This window comes from Hydrogenophaga aquatica, from assembly GCF_054780915.1.
This window is the reverse complement of sequence record NZ_BAAGVK010000018.1, coordinates 85,080-100,820: the sequence shown is the minus strand read 5'-3', so window position 1 is coordinate 100,820 and position 15,741 is coordinate 85,080. Positions and strand designations below refer to the sequence as shown.

Here is a 15,741-nt window from a genome sequence, read left to right as displayed (position 1 = left end):
TGTGCTGGTGCAATGTTGAGGAAGGGGTTCAGGCCAGAGCCTTCAGCCAGCCCAGCCCAGCCTCGGTGGTGCTGGCGGGCTTGTATTCGCAGCCCACCCAGCCGTCATAACCAATACGGTCCAGGTGGCGGAACAGGAAGGCGTAGTTGATCTCGCCCGTGCCCGGCTCGTTGCGCCCGGGGTTGTCAGCCAGCTGCACGTGGCCAATGCGCGCCAGGTGCTTTTGCAGCGTGGCTGCCAGTTCGCCTTCGGTGCGCTGGGCGTGGTAGATGTCGTACTGCACGAAGGCGTTGTCGGCGCCCACCTCGTCCAGCAGGTCCAGCGCCTGTTGCGTGCGGCTCAGGTAGAAGCCGGGAATGTCGTAGGTGTTGATGGGCTCCACCAGCAGGCGCAACCCTGCAGCCTTGAGGCGCGCAGCGGCGTGGCGCAGGTTGGCCACCAGGGTCTCGCGCAGCACGCTGTCGGGCACCCCGGCCGGGGCCTTGCCCACCAGGCAGTTGAGCTGCTTCACCCCCAGCGTCTGCGCGTAGGCAATGGCACGCTCCACACCTGCGCGGAATTCCTCCACGCGGTCCGGGTGGCAGGCAATGCCGCGCTCGCCTGCATCCCAGTCACCAGCCGGCAGGTTGTGCAGCACCAACTGCAGGCCGTTGGCGTCGAGCCGGGCCTTGATGTCATTCGCCTCGAAGGCGTAGGGGAACAGGAATTCCACCGCCTGGAAGCCCGCACGCGCCGCAGCGTCAAAGCGGTCCAGGAAAGGCAGTTCCGTGAAAAGCATGGTCAGGTTGGCCGCAAAACGGGGCATGGTTCAGTCTCCTTGTGTTCTCAAAGTCGCAACGGTTCAGTCCAGCAGCGCCACGGCGGTGGGCACGTCTGCCTTGTTGGCGGCCAGTTCCTCGAACTCCGTCACGTTGTCGATCTCGGTGCCCATGGCGATGTTGGTCACACGCTCCAGAATCACCTCGATCACCACCGGCACCTGGAACTCGGCCATCCAGGCTTCGGCCTGGCGGATGGCGGGTGCAATCTCCTCTTGCCGGTGCACGCGGATGGCCTTGCAGCCCAGGCCCTCGACCACCTTCACGTGGTCCACGCCATAGCCCTGCGCGGCGGCGTCGCCAGCGGGGGCGTTGATGTTCTCGAAGCCCAGCTGCACGCAATAGTCCATGCTGAAGCCGCGTTGCGACTGGCGGATCAAGCCCAGGTAGCTGTTGTTCACCACCATGTGGATGTAGGGCAGCTTGAACTGCGCACCCACGGCCAGTTCTTCGATCATGAACTGGAAGTCGTAGTCGCCCGACAGCGCCACGAGCTTGCGTTGCGGGTCGGCGGCGCGCACACCCAATGCGGCAGGCACCGTCCAGCCCAGCGGGCCAGCCTGCCCGCAGTTGATCCAGCGGCGCGGGCCGTACACGTGCAGGAACTGCGCGCCCGCGATCTGGCTCAGGCCGATGGTGGAGACGTAGGTCACGTCCTTGCCGAAGGCGTTGTTCATGCACTGGTACACGCGCTGCGGCTTCATGGGCACGGTTTCGAAGTTGGTCTTGCGCAGGTACTCGACCGAGGACTTGCGGCCCAGACACTCGGTGGCCCATGCGCTGCGGTCGGGCAGTTGCCCGGCGGCGCGCAATGCCTTGGCGGCTTCCACGAACAGCTCCAGTGCGGCCTTCGCGTCCGACACGATGCCGTAGTCCGGCGCGAACACACGGCCAATCTGCGTGGGCTCAATGTCCACGTGAATGAACCTGCGGCCCTTGCAATACACCTCTGGCGAACCGGTGTGGCGGTTGGCCCAGCGGTTGCCAATGCCCAGCACAAAATCACTGGCCAGCATGTTGGCGTTGCCGTAGCGGTGGCTGGTCTGCAGGCCGCACATGCCCGCCATCAGCGGGTGGTCGTCGGGAATGGCGCCCCAGCCCATCAGCGTGGGAATCACGGGTATGCCGGTGATCTCGGCAAACTGCACCAGCAGGTCTGCCGCGTCGGCGTTGATGATGCCGCCACCTGCCACGATCAACGGGCGCTCGGCGGTGGCCAGCATCTCCATCGCCTTGTCGATCTGCTTGCGCGAGGCTGCAGGCTTGTACACCGGCAGCGGCTCGTAGGTGTCGATGTCGAACTCGATCTCGGCCTGCATCACGTCAAACGGCAGGTCGATCAGCACCGGCCCCGGGCGGCCCGAGCGCATCAGGTGAAACGCTTGCTGGAAGGCGCGCGGCACCTGGGCGGGCTCCAGCACGGTGGTGGCCCACTTGGTCACCGGCTTGGCAATCGACGCAATGTCCACCGCCTGGAAGTCTTCCTTGTGCAGCCGTGCGCGCGGCGCCTGGCCGGTGATGCAGAGGATGGGAATGGAGTCGGCCTGCGCGGAATAGAGGCCCGTGATCATGTCGGTGCCCGCAGGCCCCGACGTGCCGATGCACACACCGATGTTGCCCGGCGCGGCGCGTGTATAACCCTCCGCCATGTGCGAGGCGCCTTCCACGTGGCGCGCCAGGATGTGCGAAATGGTGCCGCGTTCGCGCAGTTGCGCATACAGCGGGTTGATGGCCGCGCCAGGCACGCCAAACGCCTGGGTGATGCCTTCCTTCTCCAGCACCAGCACGGCCGCCGTGGCGGCTTTCATCTTGGGCATGTCTATCTCCTGTAGGTGGGTTTGCTATGCGTCTGGTGGAATATTCGCCCCGGCAACTCGGATTCGGAAGGCGGCGCTGGCGCATTTCGCTTATTCCATGGTGGAATACCGTCTATGGAACGCATACAAGCCATCCGCCTGTTCGTCCGGGTTGTGGACCTGGGCTCCTTCAGCAAGGCCGCCGCCGAACTGGGCATAGGGCAGCCCGCCGCCACCAAGCAGGTACGACGCATGGAAGCCCAGCTGGGCGCGCGCCTGCTGCACCGCTCCACACACGGCGTCACGCCTACCGAAATCGGGCTGCTCTATTACGAGAAGTGCAAACTCATCACCCACCACGTGGAAGAGGCAGAGTCCGTTGCGGCGTTGCTGCAGACGCAGGTGCAGGGCGCACTGCGCATCAGCACCTCGGTGGCCTTCGGGCGGCGCGTGCTGGCACCGCTGGTCATGCAGTTCATGCGCATGAACCCGCAGCTCCAGGTGGACCTGAGCTGCGACGACCGCTATGTCAACCTGGTGGAACAGGGCGTAGACGTGGCCATCCGCATGGGCCCCCTGGCCGACTCCACCTTGGGTTCACGCTACCTCGGCCTCAACCCCTGGGTGGTGGCCGCCTCGCCGGAATACGTGAAACAGCGCGGCACACCATCGACGCCCAAAGACCTGAAGGACCACGACGCGCTCATCTACAGCACCGTGCAAGGGGACGCGCGCTGGCAGTTCAGCGGCTCGGGCGGGCGTTCGGCCACGGTACCCGTGCGCGGGCTGCTGCGCTCCAACAACCTGTCGACCCTGCTGGTGGCCGCGCGCGAGGGCATGGGCATTGCCGCGCTGCCACGCTACGTGGCGGAAGAATCGTTGCGCAAAGGGTCGCTCGTTCCGCTGTTGGACGAATGGCAGCTGCCGCAGCAGGAAATCCATGCGGTGTACCCCTCTCCCCGCATGGTGCCGACCAAGGTCACGCAGTTCATCGACTGGTTGCAGGGCCAGTTCGGGCCCGAGTGGTGGGCGCGCACGGCAGGCGCGGGCAAGCGCAAGGGGTTGCCCCAGGAATGAGGCAACGGGCACTCACTTGCCAATGCAGAACGACGAGAAGATCACACCCAGCAGGTCGTCGGAGCTGAAGGCCCCGGTGATCTCGTTCAGCGCGTTCTGCGCCAGCCGCAGTTCCTCGGCCAGCAGGTCCAGCGACTGAGCCTGCGCGGCCAGGTGCAAGGCCGCCAGCTCCAAATGCTCATCCACCTGGCGCAACGCCTGCACGTGGCGCTCGCGGGCAATGTAGAGCCCTTCGGCTCCGCTCTGCCAGCCAGCCAGTTGCAGCAAGCGCTGCCGCAGGGCGTCCAGCCCGTCACCTGTCTTGGCCGAAAGACGCAGGTTTTCGTGCGCAGCGTAGCCTGGCGCGGTCACGGTTGAAGGCACGTCCTGCGTCGTGGGCAGGTCGCAATCTTCCGACACATCGGCCTTGTTCCACACGTCGATCACCGTCACGCTGGGGGGCAGGCGCGCGTCCAGCAGAGCCGCGATCTCGGCATCCGCCCCGTCGTACGCAGGCTGCCCCACGCGCGTCAGGTCGTGCAGGAACAGCACGGCATCCGCCGCCTCGATCTGCCCCCAGGCCCGCTCGATGCCAATACGCTCCACCTCGTCGATACCCTCGCCCTCGCGCAGGCCTGCGGTGTCGATCACGTGCAGCGGCACACCTTCTATCTGGATGGTCTGCTGCACCACATCGCGCGTGGTGCCCGCAATGGGGGTGACGATGGCAAGCTCGGCCCCGGCCAGGGCATTGAGCAGCGAACTCTTGCCCGCGTTGGGCTGCCCGGCAATCACCACCTTGATGCCCTCGCGCAGCAAGGCCCCCTGGCGCGTCTTGCGCATCACTTCGGCCATGCGTTGCTGCAGCCGCTCCAATTGCCCCTGGGCATCGGCCTTCTTCAGGAAGTCGATTTCCTCTTCAGGGAAGTCGAGCGTCGCCTCCACCAGCATGCGCAGGTGGATCAGCGCGTCGCGCAGCTCGCCAATCTCGCGCGAAAAGTCCCCCGACAGCGAACGCGACGCGCTGCGCGCCGCCGCCTCGGTGCTGGCATCGATCAGGTCGGCAATGGCCTCGGCCTGCGCCAGGTCGATCTTGTCGTTCAGGAAGGCCCGCTCGGTGAATTCGCCGGGCTGGGCCAGGCGCAGCCCCGGCAGCCGCGCGCGGCCCGTGACGCTGTCCAGCTCGGCCGCAGCCCCCAGGCAGCGCGCCAGCAGCAGCTGCAACACCACCGGGCCACCGTGGGCCTGCAGCTCCAGCACGTCTTCGCCGGTGTAGGAATGCGGCCCCGGGAAATGGATGGCCAGCCCGTGGTCGATGGGCGAGCCGTCGGCATCCCGGAAGGGCAGGTAGGTGGCTTCACGGGACCTGAGGGCCCTGCCGCACAGCGCCTGCACCAGCGCCCCCAGCCCACGGCCGGACACGCGCACGATGCCCACCGCACCGCGCCCGGGTGCGGTGGCGATGGCAACGATGGGGTCTTGGTGGCGGGGCAGCATGATCAACGGGAGCAGCGGTAGGCAAGGCCAAGGAAAAAGGGCCGCTGAAGCGGCCCTTTGAGGTTACTTGAACTTCGGCATGTTGAACTTCAACGGCACACCCATGCGGTGGTTGATGTACGCCTGCTGGGCGATCGTCAACACGTTGTTGGTGATCCAGTACAGCACCAGGCCAGCCGGGAAGAAGAAGAACATCACCGAGAACATGATGGGCATCATCCACATCAGCTTGGCCTGCAGCGGATCGGGCGGCAGCGGGTTCAAGGCAGTCTGGAACACCGTCGTCAGGGCCATCACCAGCGGCAGGATGTAGAACGGATCCGGCGTGGAGAGGTCGGTGATCCAGCCCACCCAAGGCGCGTTGCGCATCTCCACGCTGGACAGCAGCACCCAGTACAGCGCGATGAACACCGGGATCTGGATCAGGATGGGGAAGCAGCCGCCCAGGGGATTGACCTTCTCCTCGCGGTAGATCTTCATCATCTCCTGCTGCATCTGCTGCGGGTTGTTCTTCAGGCGCTCGCGCATTTCCATGATGCGCGGGTTGATCGCCTTCATCTTGGCCATGCTGCGGTAGGCGCTGGCGTTGAGCCAGTAGAAGGCGGCCTTGATCAGCACCACCAGCAACACGATGGCCCAGCCCCAGTTGCCCACGAAACCGTGGATCTTTTCCAGCAACCAGTACAGCGGCTTGGCCAGGATGGTCAGCCAGCCGTAGTCCTTCACCAGTTCCAGGCCGGGCGCCAGGCTCTCCAGCATCTTCTCGGCCTGCGGGCCGACGAAAAGGCTGGCTTCCAGCGCCTTGGTCTCGCCGGGAGCAACGCTGCCCACGCCGGTGATCATGCCCGCGGAGTACAGGCCACCAACCTTGCGCACGAAGTTCTCGCGCTCGGTGCCCTGGCCCAGCAACCAGGCGCTGGCAAAGTAGTGCTGCACCATGGCCACGTAGCCGTCGCTGGCCATCTTCTGGAAGCTGGCCTTGTTCTTGTCCACGTCCTCGAAGCTGACCTTCTGGTACTTGGATGCCTCGCTGTACACGGCCGGGCCGGTGAACGTGGAATAGAAGGGGGTCTCGCTCTCGGCCTTCATGCCGTCGCGCACCAGTTGCAGGTAGAGCTGCGGGGTGACGGCCGCGTCGCCACGGTTGATCACCTCGTGCTTCACGCCGATGTCGTAGCTGCCACGCTTGAGCGTGTAGGTCTTGGCCAGCACCAGGCCGCCCATGGGCTCCGACTCGAAGCGCAAGGCCAGGCTGTCCTCGCCATCGGCCAGCTGCGTGCCGCCAGACACCAGGCGCATCGGCGTCTTGTGGGTCGGGAAATTGCCGCCGATCAGGCCGGTCTGCGCCACGTAGGTGTGCTTGTCGTCCTGGGTCAGCAGTTGCAGCGGCTCCAGGGGCTGGTTCTTGTCCAGACCGGTCACGGCAGCGTGCTTGAGCATCTGCGCTCCCACCAGAGAGCCGCCTTCGCTGTCGAACGTGAGCTTGAGCACGTCGGTCGTCACGGTATGGGTCTGGCGCGGAATGCTCGGGGCCTGGGCGGGCACGTCAGAGGCACCGCCCGCCGTCGCGCTCGGCTGGGGCACGCTGGCGTCGGTGGCAGCTGGCTGCGTGGCCACCGCCTTTTTCGAGCTGCTGGAGGGGAAGAAGGTGGCCTGGTTGCCGTTGTAAATCTGCCACTGGTCCCAGATCAGGATCAGCGAGAAACCAAAAATCACCCAGAGGATGGATCGGCGGATGTCGCTCATGACGGTTTCTTTTCAGTCGTTGCGGACGTTAGAGAGGAGAACGGCCGTTGCACCTGCTCGGGCACGGGGTCGCAGCCGCCGTCGCACCAGGGGTGGCAACGGCCCAGCCGCTTGAGGGTGAGGTAGCTGCCTGCCAGCGCGCCGTGCCGCTCCAGCGCCTGCAACGCGTAGGCGGAACAGGTGGGCTCGAAACGGCAGGATGAGCCCAGCCACGGGCTCAGCAAAAGCCGGTAGCCCTTGACAAGGGCCACCAGGAAGCGCTTTGGCCAGTCAAGCATGCGCGCCCCCCGCTTCGGCTGTGTGACGCAAACGGCGCGCCAGGCGCTCGCCCAGCAATTCCTGCAGTTCCGCGCGCGCAGTCCGGCGCAGCGCATCGGACGTTGCGCTGACGAACTGATCGCGTGCAAAGCCGCTGCGCAAGCGCACCACCAGCGCCTGCGGCGGCAGGGTGAGGGCAAGCTCCCGCGCCACCGCGTAGATCTGGCGGCGCAGGGTATTGCGGGTCACGGCACGCCGTGCCCACCGCTTGGGGATCAACACACCCAGCCACGTGCCACCGCCGGGAAACAACCCGTGGGCACCGCTGTGGGCGGAGGTGTCGGTCATGTGCAGGGCGAAATGCTGCGTCTTGGCCACCGGCGGGCCAGCCAGCGCTGCCTCGAACTGGGGGCGAGAACGGATGCGCTCCAAGCGACAGACCCGAGGCATGGACAAGCCGGCGGACTCAGCCGTGACGGACGGCCGAAGCTGGCTCAACCCTGACTCAGACGGCCAGGCGCTTGCGACCCTTGGCGCGGCGTGCGTTCAGCACAGCACGGCCACCGCGGGTCTTCATGCGAACCAGGAAGCCGTGGGTACGGGCGCGTTTGATTTTGGACGGTTGGTAGGTGCGTTTCATGATTCGGTCCAATCGGGTGCGCTTAAAACCGCACTGCAGGCTGGTGCCCGCGTGGCGGCCCGGCTGCGCGCCCGGGTTAGAAAGGGTTCAGATTCCAAGGGAACCCGTGATTATTGCAAAATTTCCCGGTTTGGCCAAATGCGGGGCATTCAAGCACGACCGTTCGCACGCCGCCATGGCACAAACCAGCATGTGGATAACTCCGGTTCCGCACTACAATCCAACGCTTGCCCAGCGCGAGCTTTCCACAAGCGCCCGCCGCTCCCGTCCGTTTGCACACCACCCCCATGAGCCAGCCCCATCCCATGTCCGACGCCCCACAAGGCACGCCCGATCTGTGGCTGGCCTGCGTCGAACGGCTGGCGCAGGACATGCCAGAGCAGCAGTTCAACACCTGGATCCGCCCGCTCACGGCCAAGGTCTCCGGCGGCGGTGAAAAAGTCACGCTGGCCGTGGCCAACCGCTTCAAGATGGACTGGATTCGCGCGCAGTACGCGGGCAAGATTGCCGCCGCGCTCGAAACCCTGGCAGGCAAGCCGGTTCAACTGGAGTTAGCGCTCGCTCCGCGTGAAGCGCCCACCAGAACTGGCGTTGGCCAGCCTGGACGCCCCACGCAGGCGCCGCAAGACCCGGTGTTCGCCGAACTGCCCGAGGTACCCTCCCCGCCCGAACCCAAGGCCGAAGCCCACAAGCACCGCCTCAATACCGCGCTCACCTTCTCCACCCTGGTGGAAGGCTCCGCCAACCGCATGGCGCGCGCTGCGGCCATGCACGTGGCAGGCAGCCCGGGGCAGTTGTACAACCCGCTGTTCATCTACGGCGGCGTGGGCCTGGGCAAAACCCACCTGGTGCACGCCATCGGCAACCAGCTGCTGGCCGACAAGCCCGGCGCCAAGGTTCTCTACATCCACGCCGAGCAGTTCGTGTCGGATGTGGTCAAGGCCTACCAGCGCAAGACCTTCGACGAGTTCAAGGAGCGCTACCACTCGCTGGACCTGCTGCTCATCGACGACGTGCAGTTCTTCGCCAACAAGGAACGCACGCAGGAAGAATTCTTCAACGCGTTCGAGGCGCTGCTGGCCAAGAAGAGCCACATCGTCATGACCAGCGACACCTACCCCAAGGGGTTGACGGGCATCCACGAGCGCCTGGTGTCGCGCTTCGACTCGGGCCTCACGGTGGCCATCGAGCCGCCCGAGCTGGAAATGCGCGTGGCCATTCTCATCAGCAAGGCCGAGAGCGAAGGCACCGCCATGCCCGAGGACGTGGCCTTCTTCGTCGCCAAGAACGTGCGCTCCAACGTGCGCGAACTCGAAGGCGCACTGCGCAAGATCCTGGCCTACTCGCGCTTCAACCAGAAGGACATCTCCATCCAGCTGGCGCGCGACGCCCTGAAAGACCTGCTGTCGATCCAGAACCGGCAGATCAGTGTGGAAAACATCCAAAAGACGGTGGCCGACTTCTACAAGATCAAGGTCGCCGACATGTATTCCAAGAAGCGGCCCGCCAACATTGCCCGGCCGCGCCAGATTGCCATGTTCCTGGCCAAGGAACTCACGCAGAAGAGCCTGCCCGAGATCGGCGAGCTTTTCGGCGGCAGGGATCACACCACCGTGCTGCATGCCGTGCGCAAGATCGCGGCAGAGCGCCAGACCGTGAGCGAGCTCAACCAGCAGCTGCACGTGCTGGAGCAGACGCTCAAGGGCTGAGCCCTGTCAGGAAGCGCCTCGCAAAACTGTGACAATGTGTATGGCAATCACCACCCGTCAACCCGGTAAGAAAGCAAGGACATGATCGTTTTTCAATCGACCCAGGACAAAGTGTTGGCCGCGCTGCAGTCGGTGGCGGGCATCGTGGAACGTCGTCATACCCTGCCAGTGCTGGCCAACGTGCTGATCCGCAAGACAGCCGGCCAGGTGCAGCTGACGACCTCGGACCTGGAAATCCAGATCCGCACCCACGCCGACCTGGGCGGTGACGACAACAGCTTTGCCACCACCGTGGGCGCGCGCAAGCTCATCGACATCCTGCGCACCCTGCCCGCCGACCAGACCGTGAGCCTGGAATCGCAGCAGTCCAAGCTGGTGCTCAAGGGCGGCAAGTCCAAGTTCACCCTGCAGACCCTGCCCGCCGAGGACTTCCCGCTGGTGCAGGAGTCGCCCAGCTTCGGCCCGGTGTTCAGCGTGCCGCAAAAAACCCTCAAGAGCCTGCTGGGCCAGGTGTCGTTCGCCATGGCGGTGCACGACATCCGCTACTACCTCAACGGCATCCTCTTCGTGGCCGAAGGCAAGAAGCTCAGCCTGGTGGCTACCGACGGCCACCGCCTGGCCTTTGCCAGCGCCGAGCTGGACGTGGAAGTGCCCAAGCAGGAAGTGATTCTGCCGCGCAAGACCGTGCTGGAACTGCAGCGCCTGTTGAGCGACAAGGACGGCGCCATCGAGATGCAGTTCGCCGCCAACCAGGCCAAGTTCAGCTTCGAGGGCATGGAATTCGTCACCAAGCTGGTGGAAGGCAAGTTCCCCGACTACAACCGCGTCATTCCGCGCAACCACCAGAACATCATCATTCTGGGCCGCACCGCACTGCTGGCCGCGCTGCAGCGCGCCGCCATCATGACGAGCGAGAAGTTCAAGGGCGTGCGCCTGAACGTGGAGCCCGGCGCACTGCGCGTGGCCTCCAACAACGCCGACCAGGAAGAGGCGGTCGACGAACTGGACATCGAATACAACGGCGACGCCATCGAGATCGGCTTCAACGTGACTTACCTGATCGACGCGCTGGCCAACATGAGCCAGGACATGGTGCGCGTGGAACTGGCCGACGGCAATTCGTCGGCCCTCGTCACCATCCCCGACAACGAACACTTCAAGTACGTGGTGATGCCAATGCGCATCTGACAAGGCCTTGAGCCTGCAGCCCCTTCCTCGAACCCGCGCACCCGTGCGGGTTTGGGCTTTTGAAGACACCCGAGATTTTTCATCATGAGCGCAGAAAACACCCCCGCAAACGACGCCCAGCAGCCCCACGTCACGGCCGGGGCCGACGGCTACGGCGAAGGTGCCATCCAGATCCTGGAAGGCCTGGAGGCGGTGCGCAAGCGCCCAGGCATGTACATCGGCGACACGTCCGACGGCACCGGCCTGCACCACTTGGTGTTCGAAGTGGTGGACAACTCCATCGACGAGGCACTGGCCGGCCACTGCGACGACATCGTCGTCACCATCCACACCGACAACTCCATCAGCGTGACCGACAACGGTCGGGGCATTCCCACGGGCGTGAAGATGGACGACAAGCACGAACCCAAGCGCAGCGCCGCCGAGATCGCGCTGACCGAGCTGCACGCGGGCGGCAAGTTCAACCAGAACAGCTACAAGGTGTCGGGCGGCCTGCACGGCGTGGGCGTGAGCTGCGTGAACGCGCTGAGCAAATGGCTGCGCCTGACGGTGCGCCGCGAAGGCAAGGTGCACCAGTTGGAGTTCGCGCGCGGCTTTGTGCAAGACCGCCTGCTGGAGACCGTGGACGGCTTTGAAGTCAGCCCCATGAAGGTCACCGGCGCCACCGAAAAGCGCGGCACCGAGGTGCACTTCCTGCCCGACACCGAGATCTTCAAAGAGAACAACGACTTCCACTACGAGATCCTGGCCAAGCGCCTGCGCGAGCTCTCGTTCCTGAACAACGGCGTGCGCATCCGCCTGATCGACGAGCGCAGCGGCAAGGAAGACGACTTCTCCGGCGCGGGTGGCGTCAAGGGCTTCGTGGAATTCATCAACCAGGGCAAGAAGGTGCTGCACCCCACGGCCTTCCACGCCATTGGCGCACGCCCGGCCGAAAGCTACGGCGGCATTCCCGGCACCGAAATCGGCGTGGAAGTGGCCATGCAGTGGAACGAGAGCTACAACGAGAACGTACTCTGTTTCACCAACAACATTCCACAGCGCGACGGCGGCACCCACCTGACCGGCCTGCGCGCCGCCATGACGCGCGTGATCGGCAAGTACATTGCCGACAACGAACTGGCCAAGAAGGCCAAGGTGGAAGTGAGCGGCGACGACATGCGCGAAGGCCTGTGCTGCGTGCTGTCCGTCAAGGTGCCCGAGCCCAAGTTCAGCAGCCAGACCAAGGACAAGCTGGTGAGCAGCGAAGTGCGCGCACCGGTGGAAGACATTGTGGCGAAGGCGCTGACCGAGTACCTGGAAGAGCGCCCGCAGGACGCCAAGATTCTGTGCGGCAAGATTGTGGAAGCCGCCCGCGCCCGCGAGGCCGCACGCAAGGCCCGCGAGATGACGCGCCGCAAGGGCGTGCTCGACGGCATGGGCCTGCCCGGCAAGCTGGCAGACTGCCAGGAAAAAGACCCGTCGCTGTGCGAAATCTACATCGTGGAGGGTGACTCCGCAGGCGGCTCGGCCAAGCAGGGCCGCGACCGCAAGTTCCAGGCCATTCTGCCGCTGCGCGGCAAGATCCTGAACGTGGAAAAGGCCCGCTACGAGAAGCTGCTGGCCAGCAACGAAATCCTCACCCTCATCACCGCGCTGGGCACCGGAATCGGCAAGGCCAGCGAGGACGACTTCAGCGGCAAGGGCAAGAGCGGCGCCGACGACTTCAACATCGACAAGCTGCGCTATCACCGCATCATCATCATGACCGACGCGGACGTGGACGGCGCGCACATCCGCACCCTGCTGCTCACCTTCTTCTACCGCCAGATGCCCGAGCTGGTGGAGCGCGGGCACATCTACATTGCCCAGCCCCCGCTGTACAAGGTAAAGGCTGGCAAGGAAGAGCTGTACCTGAAGGACGCTGCTGCGCTGGACGGCTTCCTGCTGCGCATTGCCCTGAAGGACGCGAGCGTGTTCACCGGCGGCGCCAATGCCACCACGCTGAACGGCGACACCCTGGCCGAGCTGGCGCGCAAGCACCAGGTGGCCGAGAGCGTGATTGCACGCCTGAGCGCCTTCATGGACGCCGAGGCACTGCGCGCCGTGGCCGACGGCGTGAGCCTGAACCTGGACGGCATGGAAGAGGCAGCCACCAGCGCCGCCGCCCTGCAAGTGGCCCTGCGCGAACTCAACACCACCGGCGTGCCCGCCGAAGTGGCTGCCGAGTTTGACGTGCGCACCGACAAGCCCATCCTGCGCATCAGCCGCCGCCACCACGGCAACATCAAGAGCAGCATCATCACGCAGGACTTTGTGCACGGTGCCGACTACGCTGCGCTGGCCGAGGCCGCCGAAACCTTCCGCGGCCTGCTGGGCGAAGGCGCCAAGGTGATGCGCGGCGAAGGCGAACGCCAGAAGGAAGAAAAGGTGGGCGACTTCCGCGAGGCCATGCGTTGGCTGATTGGCGAAGCCGAGCGCACCACCGCACGCCAGCGCTACAAGGGCCTGGGCGAGATGAACCCCGAGCAGCTGTGGGAAACCACCATGGACCCCGAGGTGCGCCGCCTGCTGCGCGTGCAGATCGAGGACGCCATTGAAGCCGACAAGGTGTTCACCATGCTGATGGGCGACGAGGTGGAGCCGCGCAGGGACTTCATCGAGACGAACGCGCTGCGGGCGGGGAATATTGACGTTTGAGGCCTGTCGTCATGGCTCGGCCAAGGGGAGCGCGCCAGCCTCGCGCGCGCATCCTCGGCGACTCCATGAAGTACATCGGCATGATGCCCGAGGGTATCGGCGGAAAAAACGGTTGTTAACTTAGCCACCGATGTAACTCATCTCCGGACGAGCGTTGTGACTTGGTTGAAGGGAAATCGCTCCCCGAAGTTGGGAGTACCTTTCGCGACGCCCGAGCCAAATGCCGCGTATCACACCTCTGAGTTGAGCGTCAGAAACTTGTTCTGACTGACGCAATAACTTTCTCAGGTCAAGGCCTTGGCTGCCGAACAGGCACAAGAAAAAACGTCCATCGGTGGACAGTCTTGCACGGTTGCATTCTGCACAAAAGGCCTTGGTCACACTGCTGATGACCCCCATCTCGCCCAGGCGTTTGTCGTGCTGACCGTCGGCGCCGACGTATCCGAATCGCTGAGCTGTCTCGCCTGCGGTGTTGGCACCTAGGGGTACCAGAGGCAGCTCGGCAGAAACTCTCTGGACTATTTCATCGCCAGGAACAACATCATCGAGTCGCCACCCATTGGTGGCGCCCACATCCATGAACTCGATGAAACGCAGGGTGATACCGGTGCCATGAAAAAACTTGGCCATGGGAACGACCTCGTGGTCATTGACGCCGCGTTTGACGACCATGTTGACCTTGATGTTAGATATCCCGGCAGCCTGCGCTGCCTCGATGCCCTCCAGCACCTTTCCTACCGGAAAATCCACATCGTTCATGCGCCGGAACACGTCGTCGTTCAAGCCATCGAGGCTGACCGTCACGCGATTGAGCCCCGCAGCCTTGAGCGCCTTGGCCTTTCGAGCCAACAGCGACCCATTGGTCGTCATGGTCAGGTCGATGTGGTTGCCCTCAGGTGTGCGCAGTTGGGCAAGTTGCTCCAACAGGTTTTCCAAGTTCTTGCGCAGCAGCGGTTCGCCCCCGGTCAACCGAATCTTCTGCACTCCCAGTCCGACAAACTGCCGGGCAAGGCGATTGATTTCCTCAAAGCTCAACAGCGCGTCGTGTGCAAGGTACTTGTGGTCTTTGCCAAAAATGTCTTTGGGCATGCAGTAGGCGCAACGGAAGTTGCACCTGTCGGTGACACTGATTCGCAGGTCACGCAGGGGCCGTCCCAAGCCGTCCTTGACTGGACCAGTGGCGTGCGACGTCGTGCTGTCATCCATCACGCCAGGTACTCGAAATGCTCGATGGTCCACCAATGGAATGACTCTGGCCAATGTGGGCTCACTCATAAACCCCTTCCTCCGTGAACGTCAGAGCGATGTGACAAACGCATCTGAACTCGGATGCAGTCTGGCAGCCTTGCGCTTGGTGACGGTGCCGATGTTCACAAAGCAAACAGCCTCTTCTCCATCTGCCAGGGAAAAAAGCTTGCGCATGCGGGGTGACTGCATGGCCTGCCCACTGGTCAGGCTGCTGCCAAACCCCTGGCTGTGGGCCATGAGCAGCATGTTTTGAACTGCACAGCCAACGGAGACCATGCGTTCAAGCTCTGGGATTGATGGCTCGCAAGCGCCAAGGCGGGCAACCACGAGCATCAAACAAGGGGCACGATGAGCCTTCTCCCTGGCGGATTCGATTTGCTCAAGCGTTGCGCCTGGGTCGCGGTCAATCAGCGCCAGGGCAAAGACCTCGGCCAACTCGGCGCGTTTGTTTTGCGGCACCAGAACGAAGCGCCAGGGCCGCACGAGGCCATGGTCGGGAGCAGCTGCCGCAGCACGAAAAATCTGCTCAAGCGCCTGCGGCGACGGCCCCGGCTCGTCAAGCCGCTTGGGCGAAATGTTCTGCCGTGATGTGATGAGTGCATACGCACCATCCAGAAAGTCATCCTCCGTGCCCGCTGGAACAATCAGTCTGCCGCTTCGGCCTGCGATGCCGCTTGAGATACCGTTTGAGGTCGCACCCACAGTTGTCTCCTATGGATGACCCCGAAGCCAAGTCATCGGCTCCGAGGCCGTCATCGTTTTATTTGGCTGTCGACAAAACCCACTTGGCCAGTGCTTTTGCGTCGGCATCGCTCAGTGCCGCCTGGGGCGGCATGGGCACCGCACCCCACTTTCCTGAACCACCTTTTTTGATGCTGGCGATCACCGTCGCTTCAGCGTCTTTCTGGCCTTTGTATTTTTTGGCGACATCCTGGTAGGCAGGTCCTACCACTTTGGTGGACACCGCATGGCACGCCATGCAGGCGTTCTTCTGAGCCAATTCCAGACTCGCTTGGCTGGCCAAAGGCAGCAGCAATCCACCCATGGCAACGAGCGCACTCAATTTCAATGTCATGTTGTCTCCGTCAAAAGCTGAAATGGTTGCG

At 64.0% G+C, this 15,741-nt stretch carries 14 protein-coding genes; 4 read left to right on the top strand and 10 right to left on the bottom strand.

Going from position 1 to position 15,741, the window contains the following annotated elements; genetic code table 11:
• Positions 1-28 precede the first annotated feature (28 nt).
• Together hyi and gcl are read right to left on the bottom strand one after the other, a co-directional pair.
• Entirely contained in the window at positions 29-805 is a 777-nt protein-coding gene (gene hyi / locus ACYVHH_RS14415; RefSeq protein ID WP_460565887.1) for a hydroxypyruvate isomerase, read from the bottom strand.
• Positions 806-841: 36 nt separating this feature from the next.
• Positions 842-2,635 carry a glyoxylate carboligase gene (gcl, locus tag ACYVHH_RS14410; RefSeq protein WP_460565886.1) on the bottom strand — a complete coding sequence of 598 codons (1,794 nt, stop codon included), beginning with the start codon at positions 2,633-2,635 and terminating at the stop codon, positions 842-844.
• Positions 2,636-2,749: 114 nt separating this feature from the next.
• Between gcl and ACYVHH_RS14405 the strand changes: the two genes are divergently transcribed.
• Positions 2,750-3,691: a LysR family transcriptional regulator gene (locus tag ACYVHH_RS14405; protein ID WP_460565885.1), complete on the top strand. Its 942-nt coding sequence runs from the start codon at positions 2,750-2,752 to the stop codon at positions 3,689-3,691.
• Between the two features lie 12 nt (positions 3,692-3,703).
• Here ACYVHH_RS14405 and mnmE read toward each other — a convergent pair whose 3' ends face one another.
• From mnmE to rpmH, 5 genes are all read right to left on the bottom strand, one after another.
• Complete coding sequence (mnmE, locus tag ACYVHH_RS14400) at positions 3,704-5,167, bottom strand: tRNA uridine-5-carboxymethylaminomethyl(34) synthesis GTPase MnmE (RefSeq protein ID WP_460565884.1); 1,464 nt, start codon at positions 5,165-5,167, stop codon at positions 3,704-3,706.
• Between the two features lie 63 nt (positions 5,168-5,230).
• Positions 5,231-6,913, bottom strand: a complete 1,683-nt coding sequence (gene yidC, locus ACYVHH_RS14395; RefSeq protein ID WP_460565883.1) for a membrane protein insertase YidC — start codon at positions 6,911-6,913, stop codon at positions 5,231-5,233.
• Entirely contained in the window at positions 6,910-7,191 is a 282-nt protein-coding gene (yidD, locus tag ACYVHH_RS14390; protein ID WP_460565882.1) for a membrane protein insertion efficiency factor YidD, read from the bottom strand. The genes yidC and yidD overlap by 4 nt, the downstream gene beginning before the upstream one ends.
• Positions 7,184-7,621 carry a ribonuclease P protein component gene (locus ACYVHH_RS14385; RefSeq protein ID WP_460565881.1) on the bottom strand — a complete coding sequence of 146 codons (438 nt, stop codon included), beginning with the start codon at positions 7,619-7,621 and terminating at the stop codon, positions 7,184-7,186. Before ACYVHH_RS14385 ends, yidD begins: the two co-directional genes overlap by 8 nt.
• A gap of 55 nt (positions 7,622-7,676) precedes the next feature.
• Positions 7,677-7,811, bottom strand: coding sequence for a 50S ribosomal protein L34 (rpmH, locus tag ACYVHH_RS14380; RefSeq protein ID WP_101049475.1), 135 nt, complete (start codon positions 7,809-7,811; stop codon positions 7,677-7,679).
• Positions 7,812-8,098: 287 nt separating this feature from the next.
• Between rpmH and dnaA the strand changes: the two genes are divergently transcribed.
• The 3 genes from dnaA to gyrB all read left to right on the top strand — a co-directional run bounded on the left by dnaA (position 8,099) and on the right by gyrB (position 13,387).
• Positions 8,099-9,520: a chromosomal replication initiator protein DnaA gene (dnaA, locus tag ACYVHH_RS14375; RefSeq protein WP_460565880.1), complete on the top strand. Its 1,422-nt coding sequence runs from the start codon at positions 8,099-8,101 to the stop codon at positions 9,518-9,520.
• 81 nt (positions 9,521-9,601) lie between these two features.
• Complete coding sequence (dnaN, locus tag ACYVHH_RS14370) at positions 9,602-10,708, top strand: DNA polymerase III subunit beta (RefSeq protein WP_460565879.1); 1,107 nt, start codon at positions 9,602-9,604, stop codon at positions 10,706-10,708.
• Between the two features lie 84 nt (positions 10,709-10,792).
• Positions 10,793-13,387: a DNA topoisomerase (ATP-hydrolyzing) subunit B gene (gyrB, locus tag ACYVHH_RS14365; protein WP_460565878.1), complete on the top strand. Its 2,595-nt coding sequence runs from the start codon at positions 10,793-10,795 to the stop codon at positions 13,385-13,387.
• Between the two features lie 120 nt (positions 13,388-13,507).
• Here gyrB and moaA read toward each other — a convergent pair whose 3' ends face one another.
• Genes moaA through ACYVHH_RS14350 form a run of 3 tightly spaced genes read right to left on the bottom strand, consistent with a single transcriptional unit; the run spans position 13,508 to position 15,710 of the window.
• The gene (gene moaA, locus ACYVHH_RS14360; protein ID WP_460565877.1) at positions 13,508-14,662 is read right to left on the bottom strand and encodes a GTP 3',8-cyclase MoaA; all 1,155 of its coding nucleotides are present in this window, start codon (positions 14,660-14,662) and stop codon (positions 13,508-13,510) included.
• A gap of 21 nt (positions 14,663-14,683) precedes the next feature.
• Complete coding sequence (locus ACYVHH_RS14355) at positions 14,684-15,337, bottom strand: nitroreductase family protein (protein ID WP_460565876.1); 654 nt, start codon at positions 15,335-15,337, stop codon at positions 14,684-14,686.
• Positions 15,338-15,395: 58 nt separating this feature from the next.
• Positions 15,396-15,710 carry a c-type cytochrome gene (locus ACYVHH_RS14350; RefSeq protein ID WP_460565875.1) on the bottom strand — a complete coding sequence of 105 codons (315 nt, stop codon included), beginning with the start codon at positions 15,708-15,710 and terminating at the stop codon, positions 15,396-15,398.
• Positions 15,711-15,741: the final 31 nt, after the last annotated feature.

What these genes read in the sequence shown, in the direction of transcription:
- moaA (WP_460565877.1), bottom strand. Translation starts at nt 14,662, where the DNA reads ATGAGTGAGCCCACATTGGCCAGAGTCATTCCATTGGTGGACCATCGA.
- ACYVHH_RS14385 (WP_460565881.1), bottom strand. Translation starts at nt 7,621, where the DNA reads ATGCCTCGGGTCTGTCGCTTGGAGCGCATCCGTTCTCGCCCCCAGTTC.
- gcl (WP_460565886.1), bottom strand. Translation starts at nt 2,635, where the DNA reads ATGCCCAAGATGAAAGCCGCCACGGCGGCCGTGCTGGTGCTGGAGAAG.
- dnaN (WP_460565879.1), top strand. Translation starts at nt 9,602, where the DNA reads ATGATCGTTTTTCAATCGACCCAGGACAAAGTGTTGGCCGCGCTGCAG.
- mnmE (WP_460565884.1), bottom strand. Translation starts at nt 5,167, where the DNA reads ATGCTGCCCCGCCACCAAGACCCCATCGTTGCCATCGCCACCGCACCC.
- gyrB (WP_460565878.1), top strand. Translation starts at nt 10,793, where the DNA reads ATGAGCGCAGAAAACACCCCCGCAAACGACGCCCAGCAGCCCCACGTC.
- dnaA (WP_460565880.1), top strand. Translation starts at nt 8,099, where the DNA reads ATGAGCCAGCCCCATCCCATGTCCGACGCCCCACAAGGCACGCCCGAT.
- yidC (WP_460565883.1), bottom strand. Translation starts at nt 6,913, where the DNA reads ATGAGCGACATCCGCCGATCCATCCTCTGGGTGATTTTTGGTTTCTCG.
- yidD (WP_460565882.1), bottom strand. Translation starts at nt 7,191, where the DNA reads ATGCTTGACTGGCCAAAGCGCTTCCTGGTGGCCCTTGTCAAGGGCTAC.
- ACYVHH_RS14350 (WP_460565875.1), bottom strand. Translation starts at nt 15,710, where the DNA reads ATGACATTGAAATTGAGTGCGCTCGTTGCCATGGGTGGATTGCTGCTG.
- rpmH (WP_101049475.1), bottom strand. Translation starts at nt 7,811, where the DNA reads ATGAAACGCACCTACCAACCGTCCAAAATCAAACGCGCCCGTACCCAC.
- ACYVHH_RS14405 (WP_460565885.1), top strand. Translation starts at nt 2,750, where the DNA reads ATGGAACGCATACAAGCCATCCGCCTGTTCGTCCGGGTTGTGGACCTG.
- hyi (WP_460565887.1), bottom strand. Translation starts at nt 805, where the DNA reads ATGCCCCGTTTTGCGGCCAACCTGACCATGCTTTTCACGGAACTGCCT.